The sequence below is a fragment of the Georgenia sp. SYP-B2076 genome, assembly GCF_003991205.1.
Lineage (GTDB): Bacteria > Actinomycetota > Actinomycetes > Actinomycetales > Actinomycetaceae > Georgenia.
This window is the reverse complement of record NZ_RXOZ01000022.1, coordinates 95,813-113,592: the sequence shown is the minus strand read 5'-3', so window position 1 is coordinate 113,592 and position 17,780 is coordinate 95,813. Positions and strand designations below refer to the sequence as shown.

Here is a 17,780-nt window from a genome sequence, read left to right as displayed (position 1 = left end):
GATCCCTTCTCATGGCCACACCCCTCCTGGAACTTCGTGGTGTCACCAAGTCCTTCGGACCCAAGGTCGCCAACGACCGCGTGTCCCTGACCGTCGAGCCCGGCCGCGTGCACGCGCTGGTCGGGGAGAACGGCGCGGGCAAGACCACGCTGATGACCATGATCGCCGGCACCGCGAGGCCCGACGACGGCACGATCGTCTTCGACGGCAGGGCCGTGGACATCACCAGCCCGCAGGTCGCCTCCGGCCTCGGCATCGGGATGGTGCACCAGCACTTCAAGCTCGTGCCCTCGCTGACCGTGGCCGCGAACGTCTTCCTCGGCCGGGAGCTGCGCACCCGCGCCGGCGTGCTCGACACCGACGCGATGGAGGCCCAGGTCGCCGCGCTCGGCAAGCGCTTCGGTCTCGACATCGCCCCCCGGGCGCGGGTCGCGGACCTGTCCGTGGGCGTGCGTCAGCGCGTGGAGGTGCTCAAGGCGCTCAGCCACGACACCCGGCTTCTGATCCTCGACGAGCCCACCGCCGTGCTCACCCCGGGGGAGACGGACGAGCTCTTCGTCGTCATCCGCTCCCTTGCGGAGAGGGGCTGCGCGGTCCTGTTCATCTCGCACAAGCTCGGCGAGGTCCTGCAGATCGCCGACGAGGTCACCGTCATCCGGGACGGGCGGACCATCGACACCCTCCCGGCGGCCGGGCTCTCCCAGGCCGACATCGCCCAGATGATGGTCGGGCGCGAGGTCCTCCTGCGGATCGACCACACCCCTGCCACCCCCGGCGAGGAGGTCTTGGCCGTCGAGGACCTCCGGGTCGTGGACGGGCGCGGGGTCACCGTGGTCGACAACCTCTCCCTGAGCGTGCGTGCCGGCGAGATCGTCGGCATCGCCGGGGTCGAGGGCAACGGGCAGTCCGAGCTCAGCGCCGCGATCGCCGGCATGCAGCCTGTCGACGGCGGCCGGGTGCGCCTGCGCGGGACGGACATCACGACGGCGAGCGTCGCCCGGCGTCGCCACGCCGGGCTGGCCTACATCCCCGAGGACCGCCAGGAGGTGGGGTCCGGGCCGACCCTGAGCGTCGCCGAGAACATCGCCCCGACCCACCTGCGCGCGCCGGTCGCCCGCCACGGCTGGATCTCCAACCGCGGCATGCACGCCTTCGCGCGCGAGCTCATCGCCCGGTTCGACGTGCGCGGCGCGTCCTCCGCCACCCCCATCGGCACCCTCTCGGGCGGCAACGTCCAGAAGGTCGTCATCGCCCGCGAGTTCTCCACCGACCCCGACCTGCTCATGGTCAGCCAGCCCACCCGTGGCGTCGACGTCGGCGCCATGGAGTTCGTCCACAACGCCGTCGTGGTCCGCCGGGACAAGGGTGCCGGGGTCCTGCTGATCTCCGCCGACCTGGGCGAGGTCATGTCGCTGTCCGACCGGCTGCTCGTGATGTTCCGCGGGCAGATCGTCGCGGAGTTCACCCAGGAGACGATGAGTGAGGCCGCCGTCGGCCTCGCCATGGCGGGCACCCGACCCAGCGAGCAGAAGGTCGCCGAGGCCGTGGCCGCCCACGAGGAGGTCGTCGCGCTCGTCTCCGCCCAGGATGGGGGTGACACGTCCCTTCTTGTCGGTGACACGTCAAGTCCTCGCGGTGACACGTCACTTGCTGACGGCGTCGGGACTGCCCCGGCCGCGTCGTCGCCCGCCGAACTGCCGGCGGGCCGTCACGCCGCGGCATCACCGGCCGCGGCATCGGCCGCGCGGCCCGCCGCGGGCACCGCCGCTACGGACACCGACGCCGCCGGCCGCACGGAGGGCGCCGTCGGCACCGAGCGCGGGGACGGTACCGGCCGACGTCTCCGGCTCGGCGTGGACCGCCTGCTCCATGCCTCCGTCCAGCCGGTCGTCGCGATCCTGTTCTCGCTCCTGGTCGGGGCGGTCATCATCCTCGCGCTGGGGGAGAGCCCGCTGAGGGCCTACGGCGAGCTCTTCTTCTCCAGCTTCCGTTCCCCGCAGGGGATCGGGGCCCTCGTCGCCCAGTTCATCCCGCTCGTCGTGCTCTCGGCGGCGGTGATCATCTCCTTCCGGGCGGGGTTCTTCAACATCGGTGGTGAGGGGCAGCTCTACATCGGCGCCTTCACCGGCGCGCTGGCCGGCTTCACGTTCACCAGCCTTCCCGGGCCTCTGCTCACGCTGGTCGTGCTGGTCTTCGGGATGCTGGGGGGCCTCATCTGGGGACTGATCCCCGGCGCGCTGCTCGCGTTCTGGCGGGTGGACATCATCGTCACGACCCTGATGATGAGCTCCATCGCGATCCGCCTGACCGCCTACCTCGTCACCGGGCCCTTCCAGGACCCGACGGCAGGGCTGGCCGCCTCGGAGAAGATCGCCCCCCAGGCGCTGTTCACGATCTTCAGCCCGCCCCTGGGGATCGGGACGGACCTGCTCGTCGCCCTCGTCGCCGTCGTCGTCCTCGGGCTCGTCCTGACCCGCTCCGTCTGGGGCCTGAAGGTGCGTCAGCTCGGCGAGATGAACCGCTTCGCCGAGTACACCGGCGTCAGCACCAAGGCCATGAGCATGCAGGTCATGGCGCTGTCCGGGGCGTTCTCCGGCCTCGCCGGCGCGATCTTCGTGCTCGGCCCCAACGGCGGCCGGTTCCTGCAGACCTTCTCGCCCGGCTACGGGTTCCTCGGCATCACCGTCGCGCTCCTCGCCCGGCTCAACCCCTGGGCCGCGATCGTCGCCGCGGCGTTCTACGCGAACATGATGGCCGGCTCCAACGCCATGCAGATCAACACCGCGGTGCCCTTCCCGCTGGTCAACGTGCTCCAGGGCCTGATCATCCTCACGATCACCGCGGTCTTCGTGATCGACCGCCGCACCCGCCGCCGGGTGCTCGGCCTCGTCCGGGGCCGACGCGGAACCGGTGGGGCCGCGGCGTCCGGGGCGCAGACGGGCAAACCCGCTCCGGCGTCCCCGCCCGACGGGCGGGAGGCCCCTGGCGTCCCGCCGCCCGGGTCGCCCGACCCCGCGCCCGAAGGTGCCGACGAGAAGCCAGCCACCACCCGCAGGGGAGAGATCTGATGGACGTCCTGGGACAGCTCTTCACCGCCGCCACGCTCGCCGTGGTGCTCATGAAGGTCGCGCCGATCCTGCTCGCCGCCATCGGGGGCGCGTTCACCCAGCAGGGCAACATCCTCAACATCGGCCTCGAGGGCATGATGCTCATCGGCGCCTTCACCGCGATCTCGGTCGGCTCGGCAAGCGGCAGCGCGCTCGTCGGCGTCCTCGCCGCCATCGTCGCCGGGCTGGCGCTCGCCCTCGTCTACGCCGTGGCGACGCTCAACCTCAAGGCCGACTTCATCGTGGTCGGCATCGGCGTCAACCTGCTCGCCGCCGGCCTGTCAGTGTTCCTCCTGCAGGTCCTGTACGGCAACCCGGGCGTGACCCCGTCCACCTCGAGCATCGCCCTGCCCCGCATCCCCATCGGGCCGCTGGCCTCCATCCCCGTCCTCGGCCCGGCCCTGGACAACCAGACAGCGCTGGTGTGGGTGGCGTTCCTGTGCGTGCCGCTGGCCTCCTTCGTCCTCTACCGCACCCGCTTCGGCGTGCACCTGCGCGCCGTGGGCGAGGACGAGGGCGCCGCCGAGGCCGCGGGCCTGAGCGTGAAGAGGGTGAAGTTCCAGTCGATCCTCATCTCCGGTGTGCTCTGCGGGGCGGCCGGCGCGCAGCTGGCCATGGCCACCCTCGGCACCTTCACCGCCGGGATGACGTCGGGCCGCGGGTTCATCGCCGTCGCGGCCCTCACCTTCGGGCTCGCCCGGCCGGTGCGCACCATGGTCGCCGCCTTCATCTTCGGCGCGGCCGACGCCGTCGCGGACCAGCTCGGCATCGCGGGCTTCAACTCCAACCTCGCCCTCATGACGCCGTACATCATCACGATCGTGGCCCTGGTCCTCGCCGGCATCCGGTTCCGCAAGATCAGGTCCGCCGCCGTGCCCTCGTCCACGCCGCAGATCGCCTGAGCAAGGAGCACCCATGACCGAACGCGTCATCCTCGACTGCGACCCCGGGCACGACGACGCCCTCGCCATGATCCTCGCGGCGGGGGACCCGCGGATCGACCTGGTCGCCATCACCACCTGCGCCGGGAACCAGACCGTCGAGAAGGTCACCCGCAACGCGCTCGCCGTGTGCGCCGTCGCCGGCATCGACGTGCCCGTGGCCGCCGGCGCCGCCGCGCCGCTCGTGCGCCCGCAGATGGTCGCCCCGGACATCCACGGCGAGTCCGGCCTGGACGGCCCGGTCCTGCCCGCCCCGGCGCGCGAGCCCGAGGCCTGCCACGCCGTCGACCTCATCATCGACATCGTGATGGCGGGCGAGCCGGGCACCATCAACCTCGTGCCGACCGGCCCGCTGACGAACATCGCCCTCGCGATGAGCAAGGAGCCGCGGATCATCGAGCGCGTCAAGCGGGTCGTCCTCATGGGCGGCTCGGCCGGCCGCGGCAACCGCACCCCGGCCGCCGAGTTCAACATCGTCGCCGACCCGGAGGCGGCCCAGGCGGTCTTCGCCGGTGCCTGGCCGGTGACCATGGTGGGCCTCAACCTGACCCACCAGGCCACCGCGGACGCCGACGTCATCGCCCGCATCGCGGCGATCGGCTCGCCGCTGTCGGAGTTCGTCGTCGAGATCCTCGGGTTCTTCGCCAAGACGTACCGCGAGCACCAGGGCTTCGACGCGCCTCCGGTCCATGACCTGTGCACCGTCGCCAAGCTCGCCGACCCGGCCGTGTTCACCACCCGCGACGCGTTCGTCGCCGTCGAGCTCGCCGGCAGGTGGACCACCGGCATGACGGTCACCGACTTCGGGGACGCCTACGGCGAGGAGCACAACACCCAGGTCGCGACCGAGCTGGACAAGCCCCGGCTGTGGGACATGACCGTCGACGCCATCGCCGCCCTCTCGGGGAGCCGCTCCTGATGGCCGTCATCCTCGACTGCGACACCGGCATCGACGACGCGCTCGCCATCCTCTACGCGGCCGGCAACGGCGCGGACCTCACCGCGTGCACGGTCACCCACGGCAACGTGCCCGTGGAGATCGGGACCCGGAACACGCTGACGATCCTGGACCGGCTCGGCCTCACCCACGTCCCCGTCCACCAGGGCGCCGCCCGGCCCATCGCCCAGCCGCTGGCCACCGCCGAGCTCGTCCACGGTCAGGACGGGCTGGGCGACACCGGCATCGCGGCGTCCACGCGCGCAGCCGCCGGCACCCTCGCCGCCGCGGAGATCGTGCGCCTGGCCCGGGACCGACCCGGCGAGCTCACCCTCGTCGCCGTCGGGCCGCTGACCAACGTCGCCCTCGCCCTCCTGCTCGAGCCCGCGCTGCCCGCTCTCCTCGCGGGCGTGGTCGTCATGGGCGGCGCCGTCGGCGTGCCCGGCAACGCCTCCGAGCTCGGCGAGGCCAACGTCTGGCACGACCCCGAGGCCGCCCAGCTCGTCATCGACGCGCCCTGGGACGTCGTCTTCGTCGGGCTCGAGATCACGATGCGGACCCAACTCCCCGCGCCGGCGATCGAGCGGATCGCCGCCAGCGCCGACCCGCGCGCGCGACTCGCGTGGTCCCTCATGCAGCACTACCTGGACGTGTACGAGCCGATCCTGGGGGCCCGCACCTGCGTCCTGCACGACCCCCTCGCCATGGCCCTCGCCCTCGACCCGGACCTGGCGACCTACCGGCTCGTCGCGGCGAGCGTCGAGCTGCGCGGCGCCCGGACCCGGGGCCAGCTCGTGGGCGACCTGCGCGGGTACGACCCGGCGCCGGCCGATCCGCGCGCCCCCGGCGTCATCCGCATCGTCGACACCCTCGACATCCCCGCCTTCCACGCCAAGTTCCTCGCCGCCCTCGGCGCCTGAGCCCCAGGAGCACCGTGACCACTCCCGTCATCATCGACACCGACCCCGGCATCGACGACGCGCTCGCCATCATGCTGGCGTTCGCCAGCCCCGAGCTCGACGTCCTGGGCCTGACCACCGTCGGCGGCAACACCGGCCTGGCGCACACCACGGAGAACGCGCTGCGCCTGCTCCACCTGATCGACCGCGACGACATCCCGGTCGCGGCCGGGGCCGACGTGCCGCTCGTGCGCCGGGACTCCAGGCCCGACCCCGGGGTCCACGGCGAGGAGGGCCTGGGCGGGATCCGGCTGGAGCCGGCACCCCGCAGCGTGGACTCCCGCTCCGCCGTCGAGCTCCTGGTCGACCTCATCGAGGAATCCGCCGACCCGGTCACGCTCATCGCCCTCGGCCCGCTGACGAACGTCGCCGTGCTGGTCGCGGCCTTCCCCCGGACGGCCGCGAAGCTCGACCGGATCGTCCTCATGGGCGGGGGCGCCCGCGTGCTCGGCAACATGACGCCCACCGCCGAGTTCAACATCTGGTACGACCCCGACGCCGCGTCCCGCGTCTTCGCCGCCGGCATCCCCATCACCATGGTGGGGCTGGACGTGACGCACCAGGCGCTGACCTCACCGGGGGACTGGGAGCCCCTGCGCGGCGGCGGCCGCATCGCCGACGTGGTGCTGCAGACGGTCGACTTCTACACGGACTACCACCTGCAGCGGTACGGGACGACCTCCACCGCCCAGCACGACTCGCTCGCCGTCGCCGCGGTCATCGACCCGCGGCTCGTCAGGACGACGCCGCACTTCGTCGACGTCGAGTGCGCCGGCGAGCTGACCCGCGGCATGACCGTCGTCGACCTCGACTCCATCCTCGGGGCCGAACCCAACGCCGACGTGGCCCTGGAGGTCGACGCGGCCGCCTTCAACCGACTCCTCGTCGACCGCCTCGCCGCGCTGGACGACGGCCGTGGCTGAGACCCTCCCCGAAAGGACCACCGTGCCCACCAAGATGCTGCTCGACTGCGACACCGGCGTCGACGACACCATGGCCATCCTCTACGCCGCGCTCCACCCCGACGTCGAGCTCCTCGGGGTCGGCTCGGTCTGGGGCAACGTCGACGTCGAGACCGCGACCCGCAACAGCCTGCACACCGTCCACCTCGCCGGGCGCGGGGAGGTGCCCGTCGCCCGCGGCGCGGCCGGGCCGCTGGCCGGGTGGCCGGCCGGCACCGACCCCGTCTACGCGTTCCACGTCCACGGCGACGACGGGCAGGGCAACGCCGGCACCGGCCGCGCCGTCGGGCGGGCAGTGGCCGAGACGGCCGCCGAGCAGATGGTCAGCGTCGCCAAGGCCCACCCGGGCGAGGTCGAGATCGTCGCCGTGGGGCCCCTGACGAACGTGGCCCTCGCCCTGGGCCTGTGCCCCGAGCTGCCCGCCCTGGTCCGCGGCATCACCATCATGGGCGGCGCAGCGAACGCGCCCGGCAACGTCACCGAGGTGGCCGAGGCGAACATCTGGCACGACCCCGAGGCCGCCGCCGCCGTCTTCAACGCCGACTGGCCGCTGACGATGGTCGGCCTCGACGTGACCATGCGCACCACCCTGGACGAGAGCCACCGCGCCACCCTCGCCGCCGGCGGCACCATCGGGCAGTACACCTCCCGCATCCTCGACTTCTACTTCGACTTCTTCGCCCGCGAGGCCTTCGGTGAGCGCCGCAGCTGCCTGCACGACGCCCTCGCCGTCGCCGTGGCCTGCGGGTCCCTCGAACCCACCCTCGCCCCCACCGTCAACGCCCACGTGGTGGTGGGGGAGGGCCCCACCCGCGGGCAGACCGTGTGCGACCTGCGCGGGATGTACATGGGCTTCCCCGCCCAGGAGGGCGCGCACTGCCGCGTCGTCCTCGAGTCCGACCCCGCCTTCGGCGACGCGGTCGTCGCCCTCATCGCCGGCGCCGGCGACGCCGCCATCGACCTGGAGCAGCCATGATCGACCTCACCGGACAGGTGGCCCTCGTCACCGGCGCCGCCCGCGGCATCGGCCGCGCCACCGCCCTCGCGCTCGCCGAGGCGGGCGCCAAGGTCGTCCTCACCGACCTCGACCACCAGGTCGAGGGCCTGACCTACGGCACCGCCACCAACGCCGACCTCGAGGCCACGGCCGCCGAGCTCAGCGGCGCGGGGGCGGAGGTGGCCACCGCCTTCGTCGACGTGCGCGACCACGCAGCCCTCGTGCGCGCCGTCGAGACCGCCGTCTCCCGGTTCGGCGGGCTCGACATCGTCGTCGCCAACGCCGGCGTCGCCAGCTGGCCGACCACCACCTGGCAGGCCACCGAGGAGCAGTGGCACACGATGATCGACGTGGTCCTCACCGGCACGTGGAACACGTGCCGCGCGGCGATCCCCGCCATCCTCGGGGGCGGCCGGGGCGGCTCCATCGTGCTGATCGGCTCGACCGCCGCGGTCAAGCCCGTGCCCACCATCGGGCACTACGCCGCGGCCAAGAGCGGCCTCGTCGGGCTGCTCAAGTCCCTGGCGCTCGAGCTGGCGGGGGACAGCATCCGCGTCAACGCCGTCCACCCGGGCGGCACGGGCACGGAGATGACGCAGAACCCGGCCGCGGAGCACTGGCAGGAGACCGCGGAGGGCGTCGGCGGCACCCTCGAGCTGCCGCTGCCCATCCACCGGATGGAGCCGATCGACGTCGCCCACGCGGTGCGCTGGCTGTGCTCCTCCGAGGCGCGGTACATGACCGGGGCGCAGATCGTGCTCGACGCCGGCGCGACGCTGCAGTAGTGGCTCGCCCCACCCGCGGGGCCCCCACGCGCGGTGCTCCGACGCGCGGCGCCTCCACGCGCGGCGCCCCCACGCGCGGCGCCCCGGTTCACGACGCCATGACGGTGGCGCTCTTCGCGCTGCTCATGTCCAACGCCGTGATGCAGGGCGGCCTCGGCGGTCTCCTGCCGTTCCTGCGCGCCGAGCTGTCCATGAGCCACACGGTCGAGAGCCTGCACATCACCGCGCTGGCGGCCGGCGGCCTCGTCGTCTCCCTGCTGAGCGAGACCCTGCGTCGCCGCCTTGGCCGCACCCGCGTGCTCGTGCTCGCCGCCTCCCTGGGGGCCGGCGGCGCGCTCGCGGTCGCGCTGGCCACGAACCCGACGATGACGATCGCGGGCATGACCCTCGTCGGCGCCGGGATGGGCGCCTCGCTCATCACCGGCCAGGCCCTCATGGTGGTGCTGCACGGGCCACGCTCGGGCCGGATGATCGGGGAGTTCAACGTCGCGTACAGCGTCGGCGCGGTTCTCGCGTCCGCGGTGCTGCCGGTGGTCGTCGTCTCGCCCCTGGGCTGGCGCGGCTACGCGGGCCTGCAGACCCTCCTGCTGCTCGCCGTCGTCGTGCCCCTGATCCTGCGGGCCGCCCGCCGGATCGACGCCGACGGCCCGGCGGCCTCCGTCGCGGCCGCGGGCGGCGGGATGCGCCGACCTCGCATGGCGGTGGTGGTCATGGGCCTGAGCGTGATGGTGGAGTGGTCCTACCTGTTCTGGGTGGCGACCTACCTCACCGACGCCGGCGGCCTCGCGAGGCACACGGCGGCGGTGGCGGTCTCGATCATGTGGGCCGTGGTCCTCCTTGGCCGCGTCCTGGGCAGCCGCGTCATCCTCCGGCTCGGCGCGCACCGACTCCTCGTCCTCTCCCTGGCGACCACCCTGCTCGCGTTCGCCCTGCTCACCACCGCGTCGGGGACCTGGGCCGCGTTCGTCGCCGCCGCGGCCGCCGGGCTCGGCGCCGCCAACCTCTACCCGGCCTCGATCGCGTTCGTCGTCAGCAGCGACCCGACCGGCGCCGACCGTGTCGTCGCGCGCGCCAGCCTCCTGGCGGGCACGATGACGATCCTCTCCCCGGTCGCGCTCGGTGCTCTGGCGGACGCGGTGGGCCTGGCCCGCGCCTATGCCGCCGTCCCTGTCGTCGCCGTCCTGGCGATCGCCGCGATCGCCGTCGCGGGCCCCGCGCGTCCCTCAGGCGCGCCTCCTGATCAGCGAGGTAGAAGAGTTGCGGCGAGCTAGGACATCTAAACCTTCGATCTCGCCGCACCTCCTCTACCTCGGGCCACAAAACCGAGGCTGAAGTGGCGCGCTTCGGCCGCCGACGCCGCGCCTCCCTCCCGCCCCGGCCGCCCCGGTCGCGACCTCGTCCTACCCCACCAGCAAGGAGACCCTCGATGACCCAGCCTCCCATCACCCTGTCCGACGCCGTCGCCGACGCGTTGGCCGAGGGGCGTCCAGTCGTCGCGCTCGAGTCGACGATCATCTCCCACGGCTTCCCCCGCCCGCGCAACCTCGACGCCGCCCGCCTCTTCGAGCGGCTGCTGACCGAGGCCGGCGTCACCCCGGCCACCATCGCCGTCATCGACGGCGTGCCCCGGGTGGGCCTGGACGACGCCCAGCTGGCCCGGATCGCCGAGGACACCGCCGTCGTCAAGGTCTCCGCCCGCGACCTCGCCCCGGCCATGGTCCGCGAGGCCACCGGAGCGACCACGGTCGCCGCGACCGCGCTGCTGGCCCACCGCGCCGGGATCCGCGTCTTCTCCACCGGCGGGCTCGGCGGCGTCCACCGCGGCGCCGCCCAGTCCTTCGACGAGTCCGCCGACCTCGTCGCGCTGGCCGGGCTGCCCGTCACGGTCGTCTCGGCGGGCGCGAAGTCGATCCTGGACGTCCCCGCGACCCTCGAACGCCTCGAGACCCTGAACATCACCGTCCTGGGCTACCGCACCAACCGCTACCCCGGGTTCTACCTCGCCGACTCGGGCCTGGGGGTGGACTGGCGCGTGGAGGCGCCCGACGAGGTGGTGGAGGTCATGGCCGCCCAGGACGCCCTCGAGCTGCGCCGCGCGGTCCTGGTCGCCAACCCGCTGCCCGTGGACAAGCAGCTCGACCCCGCCCTGCACGACCGGGTCCTGGCCGAGGCGCTGGCTCGGGCCGACGCGCAGCGGATCAGCGGCAAGGACGTCACGCCCTTCCTGCTGGCGTACTTCCAGCAGCACACCGCCGGCGCGAGCCTGGAGGTCAACATCGACATCGCGTCCAACAACATCGTCCTCGGTGGCCAGATCGCCACCGCCTGGGCCGGCCGTGCCGCCCGCGTCGGCTGACCGCCCGGCGCGCCGCCCGGTGCTCGTGGTCGGGGACGTCATCAACGACGTCCTGGTGCGGCCCATGGGCGAGATCACTGCGGACTCGGACACCCGCGCGCAGATCGTGCGCCGGCCGGGCGGCTCCGCCGCCAACCTCGCCTGCTGGCTCGGCTCCCTGGGGCGGGAGGTCACGTTCGTCGGCCGGGTAGGGACGGGGGACCAGGGCTACCACGCGTCGTTCTTCGCGCGCTTCGGGGTCGAGGCGCACCTGGTCGTCGACCCCGAGCTGGAGACCGGCACGATCGTCGTCCTCGTCGACGCCGGGGGTGGGCGCACCATGCTCACCGACCGGGGCGCCAACCTCCGCCTCGCCGTCGAGGACGTCCCGGCGGCGCTGCTGCACCGCGCCGCCGCCCTGCACCTCAGCGGGTACTCCTTCTTCGAGGATGGCGTGCGGGCCACGGCTCGCACCCTGCTGGCCCGGGCCCGGCGGGCGGGCACCCCCGTCTCCATCGACCCGAGCTCGTCGGCCTTCCTCGAGGAGGTCGGCCCGGACCGGTTCCTGGCCTGGACTGCGGGCGCGGACCTGGTCTTCCCCAACCGGGACGAGGCCGCGGTGCTGGCCGGGACGGCGGACCCGCTGCTGGCCGCGGAGAGGCTCGCCACCCACTACGGCACCGTCGTGGTCACCCTCGACGGCGACGGGTGCGTCGTCGCCCACGGCGGGCGGTCGCCGGTGCTCGTGCCCGCCGAGCGGGTCCGGCCCGTGGACACCACCGGCGCCGGGGACGCCTTCTGCGCCGGCTTCCTCGACCGCTGGCTCGACGACGCGGACCCGGTGGCCGCCGCCGGCGCCGGCGCGCGGGTCGCCCGGTCCGCAGTCGCGCGCATGGGGGCGCGGCCGCTGCCCGACGACGGGGCCGGCGGCCGGGCCCCTGGGCCGAGCCCGGCGACCTCATGACCGTGCCCATGGACGTCGCCGGGCCGTAGCGCCCCTCGCGGTGCGACCCGGATCAGCGCGAGAGGTAGGCGCCCCAACGGGCCGGTCGATCGGTTGAGCAGGCGCGTCAGAGCCCGGGGCCGCGAGTTCGGCGAGATGTGTGCACGCCACCGGGGAGGAAAGGCTGCCTCGATGAACAGGTGAGTGGACGCTAACGGCTTGGGCAGTATTGGTCGCACGCGTATGTAAATTATGTGCGCCCAGGACGACGTGAAAGTCCGACTACTCCTCGCCGTACATCGCGGCGACGCGCTCGACGCCTACCTCGACGCGGCCGCGGACGGCACCGGAGCCTTCCGTGCGGCCGTGAAGTGCGGCGGCCGGCGAGCCGTGAGGTCCGCGACGAGCTCGTCGTCGTCCTGCTGCAGGCGGCGGCTCCAGCTGTCCACATCGGGGAAGCGGCGCAGGAGCAGGCGGCGCTCACGCTCGGTGAGGCCGCCCCACACCCCGAACTCCGTCCGGGAGTCCAGGGCGTCGGCGAGGCACTCCGTCCTCACGCGGCAGCTGAAGCAGAGCTCGCGTGCCGGGCGCTGGGCGGCCCCGCGCACGAACAGCAGGTCAGGTTCCTGTGTTGCGCACGCGGCCTGCGACGCCCACGTGGTGTCTTGCATGGATGACATCGTGCTCTCCGCGTCTCGTGCTGAACTCTCACCGAATACCGGTAAACCAACACGCTAATGCGGTCGAAAGGATTCGGAGCACTCGAAGCGAAAACTTCACCCGCGGGGGTGAGGTGGGGTTAGCGAGGGTGAGAAGGTCGGTCGCGGAACAAATCCGGCGAAAAGGAGGAAGGAACGCGTCGGAGGGACCAGCCCAGGTCTGGCACCACCGACTCCCGGTCGGCGGTGCTGGGCGCCGCTCAGTGAGCGGTCTGCCCGCCGTCGACGGTGAAGACCCCGCCGGTCGCGAAGGTGGCCAGGTCGGAGGCCAGGTAGAGCACGATGCCCGCGATCTCCGACGGGTCCGCCGCCCGGCGCATCTGCGAGCCCGCGACGACCGTCTCGCGCATCTCCGGGTCGTCGAGCCAGCGCTGCGTCAGGGGTGTGTTCACCAGCCCGGGGGCGACGGCGTTGACGCGGATGCCCTGCCGGGCGTAATCCACCGCGGCCGCCCTCGTCAGACCGATGACGCCGTGCTTGGCGGCGACGTACGGCGCCATGCCGGGGTCGGCGATCACACCGGCGACGGAGGCGGTGTTGATGATCGACCCACCGCCGTGCTCGGCCATGTAGGCGATCTCGTACTTGAGGCTGAGGAACACGCCGGTGAGGTCCACGGCTATGGTGCGGTGCCAGTCGTCGAGGGTCATCTCGGCCAGCGGCTTCGTGGCCGGCAGGACGCCCGCGTTGTTCCAGGCGGCGTCCAGCCGCCCGTACGTGTCTGTCGCCGCGTCGACAAGAGCGGCGACAGAGTCCTCCTCGGTCACGTCGGCCTCCACGAACAGCCCGGTCCCCCCGGCCTCCTCGATGAGCTGGACGGTCTCCGCGCCGCGGGCATCGCGATCTCCGACGACGACCCGCGCGCCCTGGGCGCCGAACTTGAGGGCGGTGGCCCGCCCCATCCCGGTGGCCGCCCCGGTGATGAGGACGACCTTGTCCGTGAAGTCGAGCAGTGGTGGCACGGGTCAGCCTTTCGCCGTCTCGGGCAGGGTCTGAGCCTGCTCCGAGGTGTTGATCTCGGTCAGGAGGGTGTGTCGGGTCAACGTCTCGCCGGCGAGCTCCGCCGTGATCCTTCCGCGCCGGAAGACCAGCACGCGGTCGCACAGGTCGACCAGCTCGTCCAGGTCCGTCGAGCAGAGCAGCACGACGGACCCGGTCGAGAACGTGCGGATGAGGCGGTGCAGCTCCGCCTTGGACCCGACATCGACGCCGCGGGTGGGATCGTCGAGCAGGAGCGTCCCGGGGGAGGCCTCGAGCCACTTGGCGAGCGCGACCTTCTGCTGGTTGCCGCCCGAGAGGCTGCCCACCTCCTTGTTCACGTCGTCTGTCTTGATGCCGTACTCGTCACGGCGTCGGCGCATTCGGTCGCGCATGACGTTCTTGCGCAGCCAGCTGCCGTCGCGCCCCAGCGCGATCGACCGCACGTGCGCACCGTTCTCCCAGATCGGCTTCTCGGTCATGACCCCGACGGCACGGTCGCCCGAGACGATGCCGACACCGGCGCGGACGGCACGATGCTGGTTGGTGGGATGCCGCCCCGGCTTGCCCTCGCCGCCCGGCAGGGTGATGGCGCCGGCGGTCGAGCGGCGCCGCCCGCCGAGGACCTCCAGGAGCGTCCGGTGCCCGGCCCCGGCCACCCCGGCGAGCCCGACGATCTCCCCGGTCCGGGCGGTGAGGTCGACGCCGTCGAGCTCGCCCGGGACGACCAGGCCGCGGACCTCCAGGGTGGCCCGGCCGCCGGGTGGCGCGACCGTCGCCTGCTCGACGGCGCCGCGCCCCTCCTCGGTCCGCACCGGCTGACCGAGCATCGCGGAGACGACGTCGTCCAGCGTGACGTCGGCCCGCTCCACCCCGGCCATGGCGACCTGCCCGTCCCGCAGCACGGTGATCCGGTCGCTGAGGCTCATCACCTCTTCGAGGATGTGGGAGACGAAGACCACCCCCACCCGGCGTTCACGGAGGACCGCGAGGACCTGCAGGAGCCGCTTCGAGCCCTCGTCGTCGAGCGCGGACGTCGGTTCGTCGAGGATGAGCACCCGGGGGTCGACGAGGAGCGCCTTGGCGATCTCCACCATCTGCCGGTCCGCGAGGGGCAGCTTCCCCAGCGGCGTACGCGGCGAGACGTCGAGGTGGAGCTGCTCCAGGACGGGCGCGGCCAGCTTCTCCATCGCGGACCGGTCGAAGAACGGGCCGCGCAGGTGCTCACGGCCCAGGAACAGGTTGGCTAGAACGTCCAGGTCCGGGAACAGGCTGAGCTCCTGGGAGACTACCGCGACGCCGTGACGGGCCGCGTCGCCGGTGTCGCGGAAGTGCACGGGGCGCCCGTCGAGAGCGATCGTGCCCTCGTCCGGCCGGACGGCGCCCGTCAAGATCTTCACGAGCGTGGACTTCCCGGCCCCGTTCTCGCCGAGCAGCGCATGCACCGAGCCGGCCTCGACCGTCAGGTCGCACCCGCCCAGCGCCAGCGTCGCGCCATAAGCCTTTCGGATGCCCCGTGCCTCCAGGAGTGCCAATTCCTTGCCCTTCTCGTCAGACGTTCTGCTGGTCGACCTGCGGGTCGGTTACTCGGCCTTGTCCATCGACGACAGGGGCGGCGTGGCCAGCTGCTCGGCGATGACCGGTGCGAACCACTCCTTGCGCGTCTCCTCGTCGGCCTGACGCTCGATGACGTCGCCCACGTTGCTCGAGTCGATGAGCAGGCTGCCCGAGTTCCACCAGCCCTCGACCAGCGGCTCGCACGCGCGCTGGGCGTCGATCAGGAGCTGGATGGCGATGTAGCCCTTGAGCCAGTGCTCGGGCGAGGAGAGGGCGAACAGGCGACCGTCCTCCACGGCGGCCAGGGCGTCCGGCGAGATGTCCGCCGACCCGGCCAGGTAGTCCTTGCCGAGCTGCTGCTTCAGCAGCGGGAGGGAGACGCCGTCCTGGTCACCGACGCCCAGGTAGGCGACCGCGTCGGGGTTCGACTGGATGATGTTGCGCCAGGTGTTGAGGTTCTCGGTGGGTTCGGACTTGCTGTCGAGCGGTCCGACCACGGTCAGGTCGGACCGCTGCTCCGCGATGACGCTCTGGAGGCCGTCGAGTCGCTGGCCCAGCAGCGGCAGCGACGGGATCGCGTTGCCGAGCACCACGGTGCCGCCCTCGGCCGGGTCCTGCGCCACGAACGCCTCGCCGAGCGCCACACCCAGGTCGAAGTTGCTGTTCCCCACGAAGGTCGTCACCTCGGTCCCGGCGGGCGGCGCGGCGTCGACCGCCACGACCGGGATGTCCTGGCTGACCGCGTCGTTGAGGGGGCGGACCATCAGGTCGGGGAAGAGCGACTGGTAGGCGACGCCGTCGCCGGCCACGCGGACCGCGGACTGGAAGAGGCTGACCTGCTCCGGCCCGTCGACGGCCGTGGGGGCCGAGAGGGTGAGCTTGACGTTGCCGTCATCATCGGCCGCGGCCTGGGCGCCCATCGCCATCTCCTGGAACGCCGACAGGCCTGTGGTGGCGTAGACGAACGCCAGCTCGAGCTGCCGGTCGGCGCCCTCGCAGCTCGCTGCGCCGCCGTCTCCGGCGGCCGCGGTCGTTGCGGCGTCGGCGGTGGAGGAGCTGTCGCTGCAGGCGCTGAGCACGAGCGCACCAACGGCGAGAAGGGCGGCGACGGTGGCCGGACGGGCGGGAAGGTGACGAGCGATGGACGGGACGGTCATGATTTCCTCCTTGAAATCTACGGGTGAGGCGCGCGGTCCGAGCCTGTTGGCTACGGATCCGGGTTGGTCGGGCGTGCGGTCGAGGTGTGGTCAGGGGTTGGTGGTCAACGACTTCGGTCGCGCCGTGCGGCGCCGTCGCGCCAGGCTGTCGAGCCCGACGGCGAGCAGGATCGCCGAGCCCGTGGCGAAGGCGCTCCAGTTCGCGGGGATCCCGAAGTACGTCAGGCCGGCGGAGACGACATTGAGCAGGATCACACCGACGGCCGCGCCGAGGATCGTCGCGGTGCCGCCGCGGAGGGCCGTACCGCCGATGATGGCCGCGGCGATGGCCTGCAGCTCGAACCCGGTGCCGATGTTGGGGTCGCCGGACGTGAAGTAGGCGAGGCCGAGCACCCCGCCGAGACCCGCCAGGGCGCCCATGATGACCAGGCCGGCCGTCCGTACCCGTCGGACCGAGATCCCGGAGAACTCGGCGGCCTCGGGGTTGGACCCCACGGCGAGGATGCGGTAGCCGAACGGCGTGTGGTGCAGCGCGATCGCCATGATCACCAGGACCACGGCGACGACGCCGATGCTCACCGGGATGCCGGCGATCTTGCCGCCGAGCACGGTGAAGAACGCGTGGTCCACCGGCAGCCCGGTGACCTGCGTGCCGCCCGTGATCCCGACCCCGAGGCCGCGGAACACGGACATCGTCGCCAGCGTGGCCACGATCGTCGGGATGCCGAGAAGGTTGACGGCCGCGGCGTTGACGGCGCCCAGCACGGCGCCCAGGACGACACCGAGCACCCCGGCGATCCACGGGTTCACCCCCGCCTGGATGAGCAGCGCCACCGCGATGAGCGTGAGCGCGAACATCGAACCGCTCGAGAGGTCGATCTCCCGCATGGCGAGGAGGTAGGCGGCGCCGCCCGCGAGGAGCGCGATGTAGGTGGAGGACTGCAGGACGTCGAGCAGCTGCCCGACCTGCAGGAACCGGGGGTTGAACACCGCGATGGCCACTGCCAGCGCGACCGTGGCGGCGACGACGCTGAAGGCGCGGGCATGGAGGATCCGGTTCACGAGGGTGACGTTGCCGGGCTGCGCCTCGGGCTGCCTGCGCGAAACCTTCGGCTCCGGGCTCGCAGTGCGGTCGGACGTCAGGGTCATGGGAACCTCGCAGAGAAGATCGACGGTGATCGGGGGACGCGAATGTCGTTCGCGGAACTGTGGCACAGGGTGTAATGCCCGAACCCTCGATGGCACATCTGAGCAAGTGACGTGGCGCGCAGGTGCAAGGAAGGCGGTCCTGCGCCGCCGGTATTTCCTGATCCGGACATCTGCCCAGCCCGATCCGGACATCGGACCAGCCCGATCCGGACACTCGCCGCGACGCGGCTACCTCCGTGCCATCCTGAGCGCCA

The 17,780-nt window shown here is 72.5% G+C and carries 15 protein-coding genes; 10 read left to right on the top strand and 5 right to left on the bottom strand.

Features of this window, described 5'->3' with window-relative positions; translation table 11 throughout:
- The first annotated feature begins 11 nt into the window (after positions 1-11).
- The 10 genes from EJK16_RS09845 to EJK16_RS09800 all read left to right on the top strand — a co-directional run bounded on the left by EJK16_RS09845 (position 12) and on the right by EJK16_RS09800 (position 11,987).
- Entirely contained in the window at positions 12-3,068 is a 3,057-nt protein-coding gene (locus EJK16_RS09845) for an ATP-binding cassette domain-containing protein (RefSeq protein ID WP_127128797.1), read from the top strand.
- Positions 3,068-4,009: an ABC transporter permease gene (locus EJK16_RS09840; RefSeq protein WP_127128795.1), complete on the top strand. Its 942-nt coding sequence runs from the start codon at positions 3,068-3,070 to the stop codon at positions 4,007-4,009. The genes EJK16_RS09845 and EJK16_RS09840 overlap by 1 nt, the downstream gene beginning before the upstream one ends.
- A gap of 13 nt (positions 4,010-4,022) precedes the next feature.
- Positions 4,023-4,967: a nucleoside hydrolase gene (locus EJK16_RS09835; RefSeq protein ID WP_127128793.1), complete on the top strand. Its 945-nt coding sequence runs from the start codon at positions 4,023-4,025 to the stop codon at positions 4,965-4,967.
- Positions 4,967-5,905, top strand: coding sequence for a nucleoside hydrolase (locus tag EJK16_RS09830; protein ID WP_205739694.1), 939 nt, complete (start codon positions 4,967-4,969; stop codon positions 5,903-5,905). The genes EJK16_RS09835 and EJK16_RS09830 overlap by 1 nt, the downstream gene beginning before the upstream one ends.
- 14 nt (positions 5,906-5,919) lie before the next feature.
- On the top strand, positions 5,920-6,867 hold the full coding sequence (locus EJK16_RS09825; RefSeq protein WP_164737267.1) for a nucleoside hydrolase: 948 nt from the start codon (positions 5,920-5,922) through the stop codon (positions 6,865-6,867).
- Positions 6,860-7,882: a nucleoside hydrolase gene (locus EJK16_RS09820; protein WP_127128789.1), complete on the top strand. Its 1,023-nt coding sequence runs from the start codon at positions 6,860-6,862 to the stop codon at positions 7,880-7,882. The genes EJK16_RS09825 and EJK16_RS09820 overlap by 8 nt, the downstream gene beginning before the upstream one ends.
- On the top strand, positions 7,879-8,688 hold the full coding sequence (locus tag EJK16_RS09815) for an SDR family oxidoreductase (protein ID WP_127128787.1): 810 nt from the start codon (positions 7,879-7,881) through the stop codon (positions 8,686-8,688). Before EJK16_RS09820 ends, EJK16_RS09815 begins: the two co-directional genes overlap by 4 nt.
- Positions 8,689-8,786: 98 nt before the next feature.
- Positions 8,787-9,959 (top strand): sugar MFS transporter, encoded by a 1,173-nt coding sequence (locus tag EJK16_RS09810; RefSeq protein WP_127128785.1) that lies wholly within the window; start codon positions 8,787-8,789, stop codon positions 9,957-9,959.
- A 155-nt stretch (positions 9,960-10,114) separates the two neighbouring features.
- On the top strand, positions 10,115-11,044 hold the full coding sequence (locus tag EJK16_RS09805) for a pseudouridine-5'-phosphate glycosidase (RefSeq protein ID WP_127128783.1): 930 nt from the start codon (positions 10,115-10,117) through the stop codon (positions 11,042-11,044).
- Positions 11,025-11,987, top strand: coding sequence for a carbohydrate kinase family protein (locus EJK16_RS09800; RefSeq protein WP_164737266.1), 963 nt, complete (start codon positions 11,025-11,027; stop codon positions 11,985-11,987). Before EJK16_RS09805 ends, EJK16_RS09800 begins: the two co-directional genes overlap by 20 nt.
- A 299-nt stretch (positions 11,988-12,286) precedes the next feature.
- On the opposite strand, the gene EJK16_RS09795 is transcribed toward EJK16_RS09800, so the two are convergent.
- From EJK16_RS09795 to EJK16_RS09775, 5 genes are all read right to left on the bottom strand, one after another.
- On the bottom strand, positions 12,287-12,637 hold the full coding sequence (locus EJK16_RS09795) for a WhiB family transcriptional regulator (protein WP_370276004.1): 351 nt from the start codon (positions 12,635-12,637) through the stop codon (positions 12,287-12,289).
- 248 nt (positions 12,638-12,885) lie between these two features.
- Complete coding sequence (locus tag EJK16_RS09790) at positions 12,886-13,647, bottom strand: SDR family NAD(P)-dependent oxidoreductase (RefSeq protein WP_127128777.1); 762 nt, start codon at positions 13,645-13,647, stop codon at positions 12,886-12,888.
- Between the two features lie 3 nt (positions 13,648-13,650).
- Positions 13,651-15,198 carry a sugar ABC transporter ATP-binding protein gene (locus EJK16_RS09785; protein ID WP_127128775.1) on the bottom strand — a complete coding sequence of 516 codons (1,548 nt, stop codon included), beginning with the start codon at positions 15,196-15,198 and terminating at the stop codon, positions 13,651-13,653.
- Between the two features lie 48 nt (positions 15,199-15,246).
- Positions 15,247-16,377 (bottom strand): sugar ABC transporter substrate-binding protein, encoded by a 1,131-nt coding sequence (locus EJK16_RS09780; RefSeq protein ID WP_127128773.1) that lies wholly within the window; start codon positions 16,375-16,377, stop codon positions 15,247-15,249.
- A gap of 90 nt (positions 16,378-16,467) precedes the next feature.
- Positions 16,468-17,526, bottom strand: coding sequence for an ABC transporter permease (locus EJK16_RS09775; RefSeq protein WP_127128771.1), 1,059 nt, complete (start codon positions 17,524-17,526; stop codon positions 16,468-16,470).
- Positions 17,527-17,780 lie beyond the last annotated feature (254 nt).

Bases quoted from the DNA above. Each gene is read 5' to 3' on its own strand.
- EJK16_RS09845 (WP_127128797.1), top strand. From the start codon at position 12: ATGGCCACACCCCTCCTGGAACTTCGTGGTGTCACCAAGTCCTTCGGA.
- EJK16_RS09840 (WP_127128795.1), top strand. From the start codon at position 3,068: ATGGACGTCCTGGGACAGCTCTTCACCGCCGCCACGCTCGCCGTGGTG.
- EJK16_RS09835 (WP_127128793.1), top strand. From the start codon at position 4,023: ATGACCGAACGCGTCATCCTCGACTGCGACCCCGGGCACGACGACGCC.
- EJK16_RS09830 (WP_205739694.1), top strand. From the start codon at position 4,967: ATGGCCGTCATCCTCGACTGCGACACCGGCATCGACGACGCGCTCGCC.
- EJK16_RS09815 (WP_127128787.1), top strand. From the start codon at position 7,879: ATGATCGACCTCACCGGACAGGTGGCCCTCGTCACCGGCGCCGCCCGC.
- EJK16_RS09810 (WP_127128785.1), top strand. From the start codon at position 8,787: ATGACGGTGGCGCTCTTCGCGCTGCTCATGTCCAACGCCGTGATGCAG.
- EJK16_RS09805 (WP_127128783.1), top strand. From the start codon at position 10,115: ATGACCCAGCCTCCCATCACCCTGTCCGACGCCGTCGCCGACGCGTTG.
- EJK16_RS09795 (WP_370276004.1), bottom strand. From the start codon at position 12,637: ATGCAAGACACCACGTGGGCGTCGCAGGCCGCGTGCGCAACACAGGAA.
- EJK16_RS09780 (WP_127128773.1), bottom strand. From the start codon at position 16,377: ATGACCGTCCCGTCCATCGCTCGTCACCTTCCCGCCCGTCCGGCCACC.
- EJK16_RS09775 (WP_127128771.1), bottom strand. From the start codon at position 17,526: ATGACCCTGACGTCCGACCGCACTGCGAGCCCGGAGCCGAAGGTTTCG.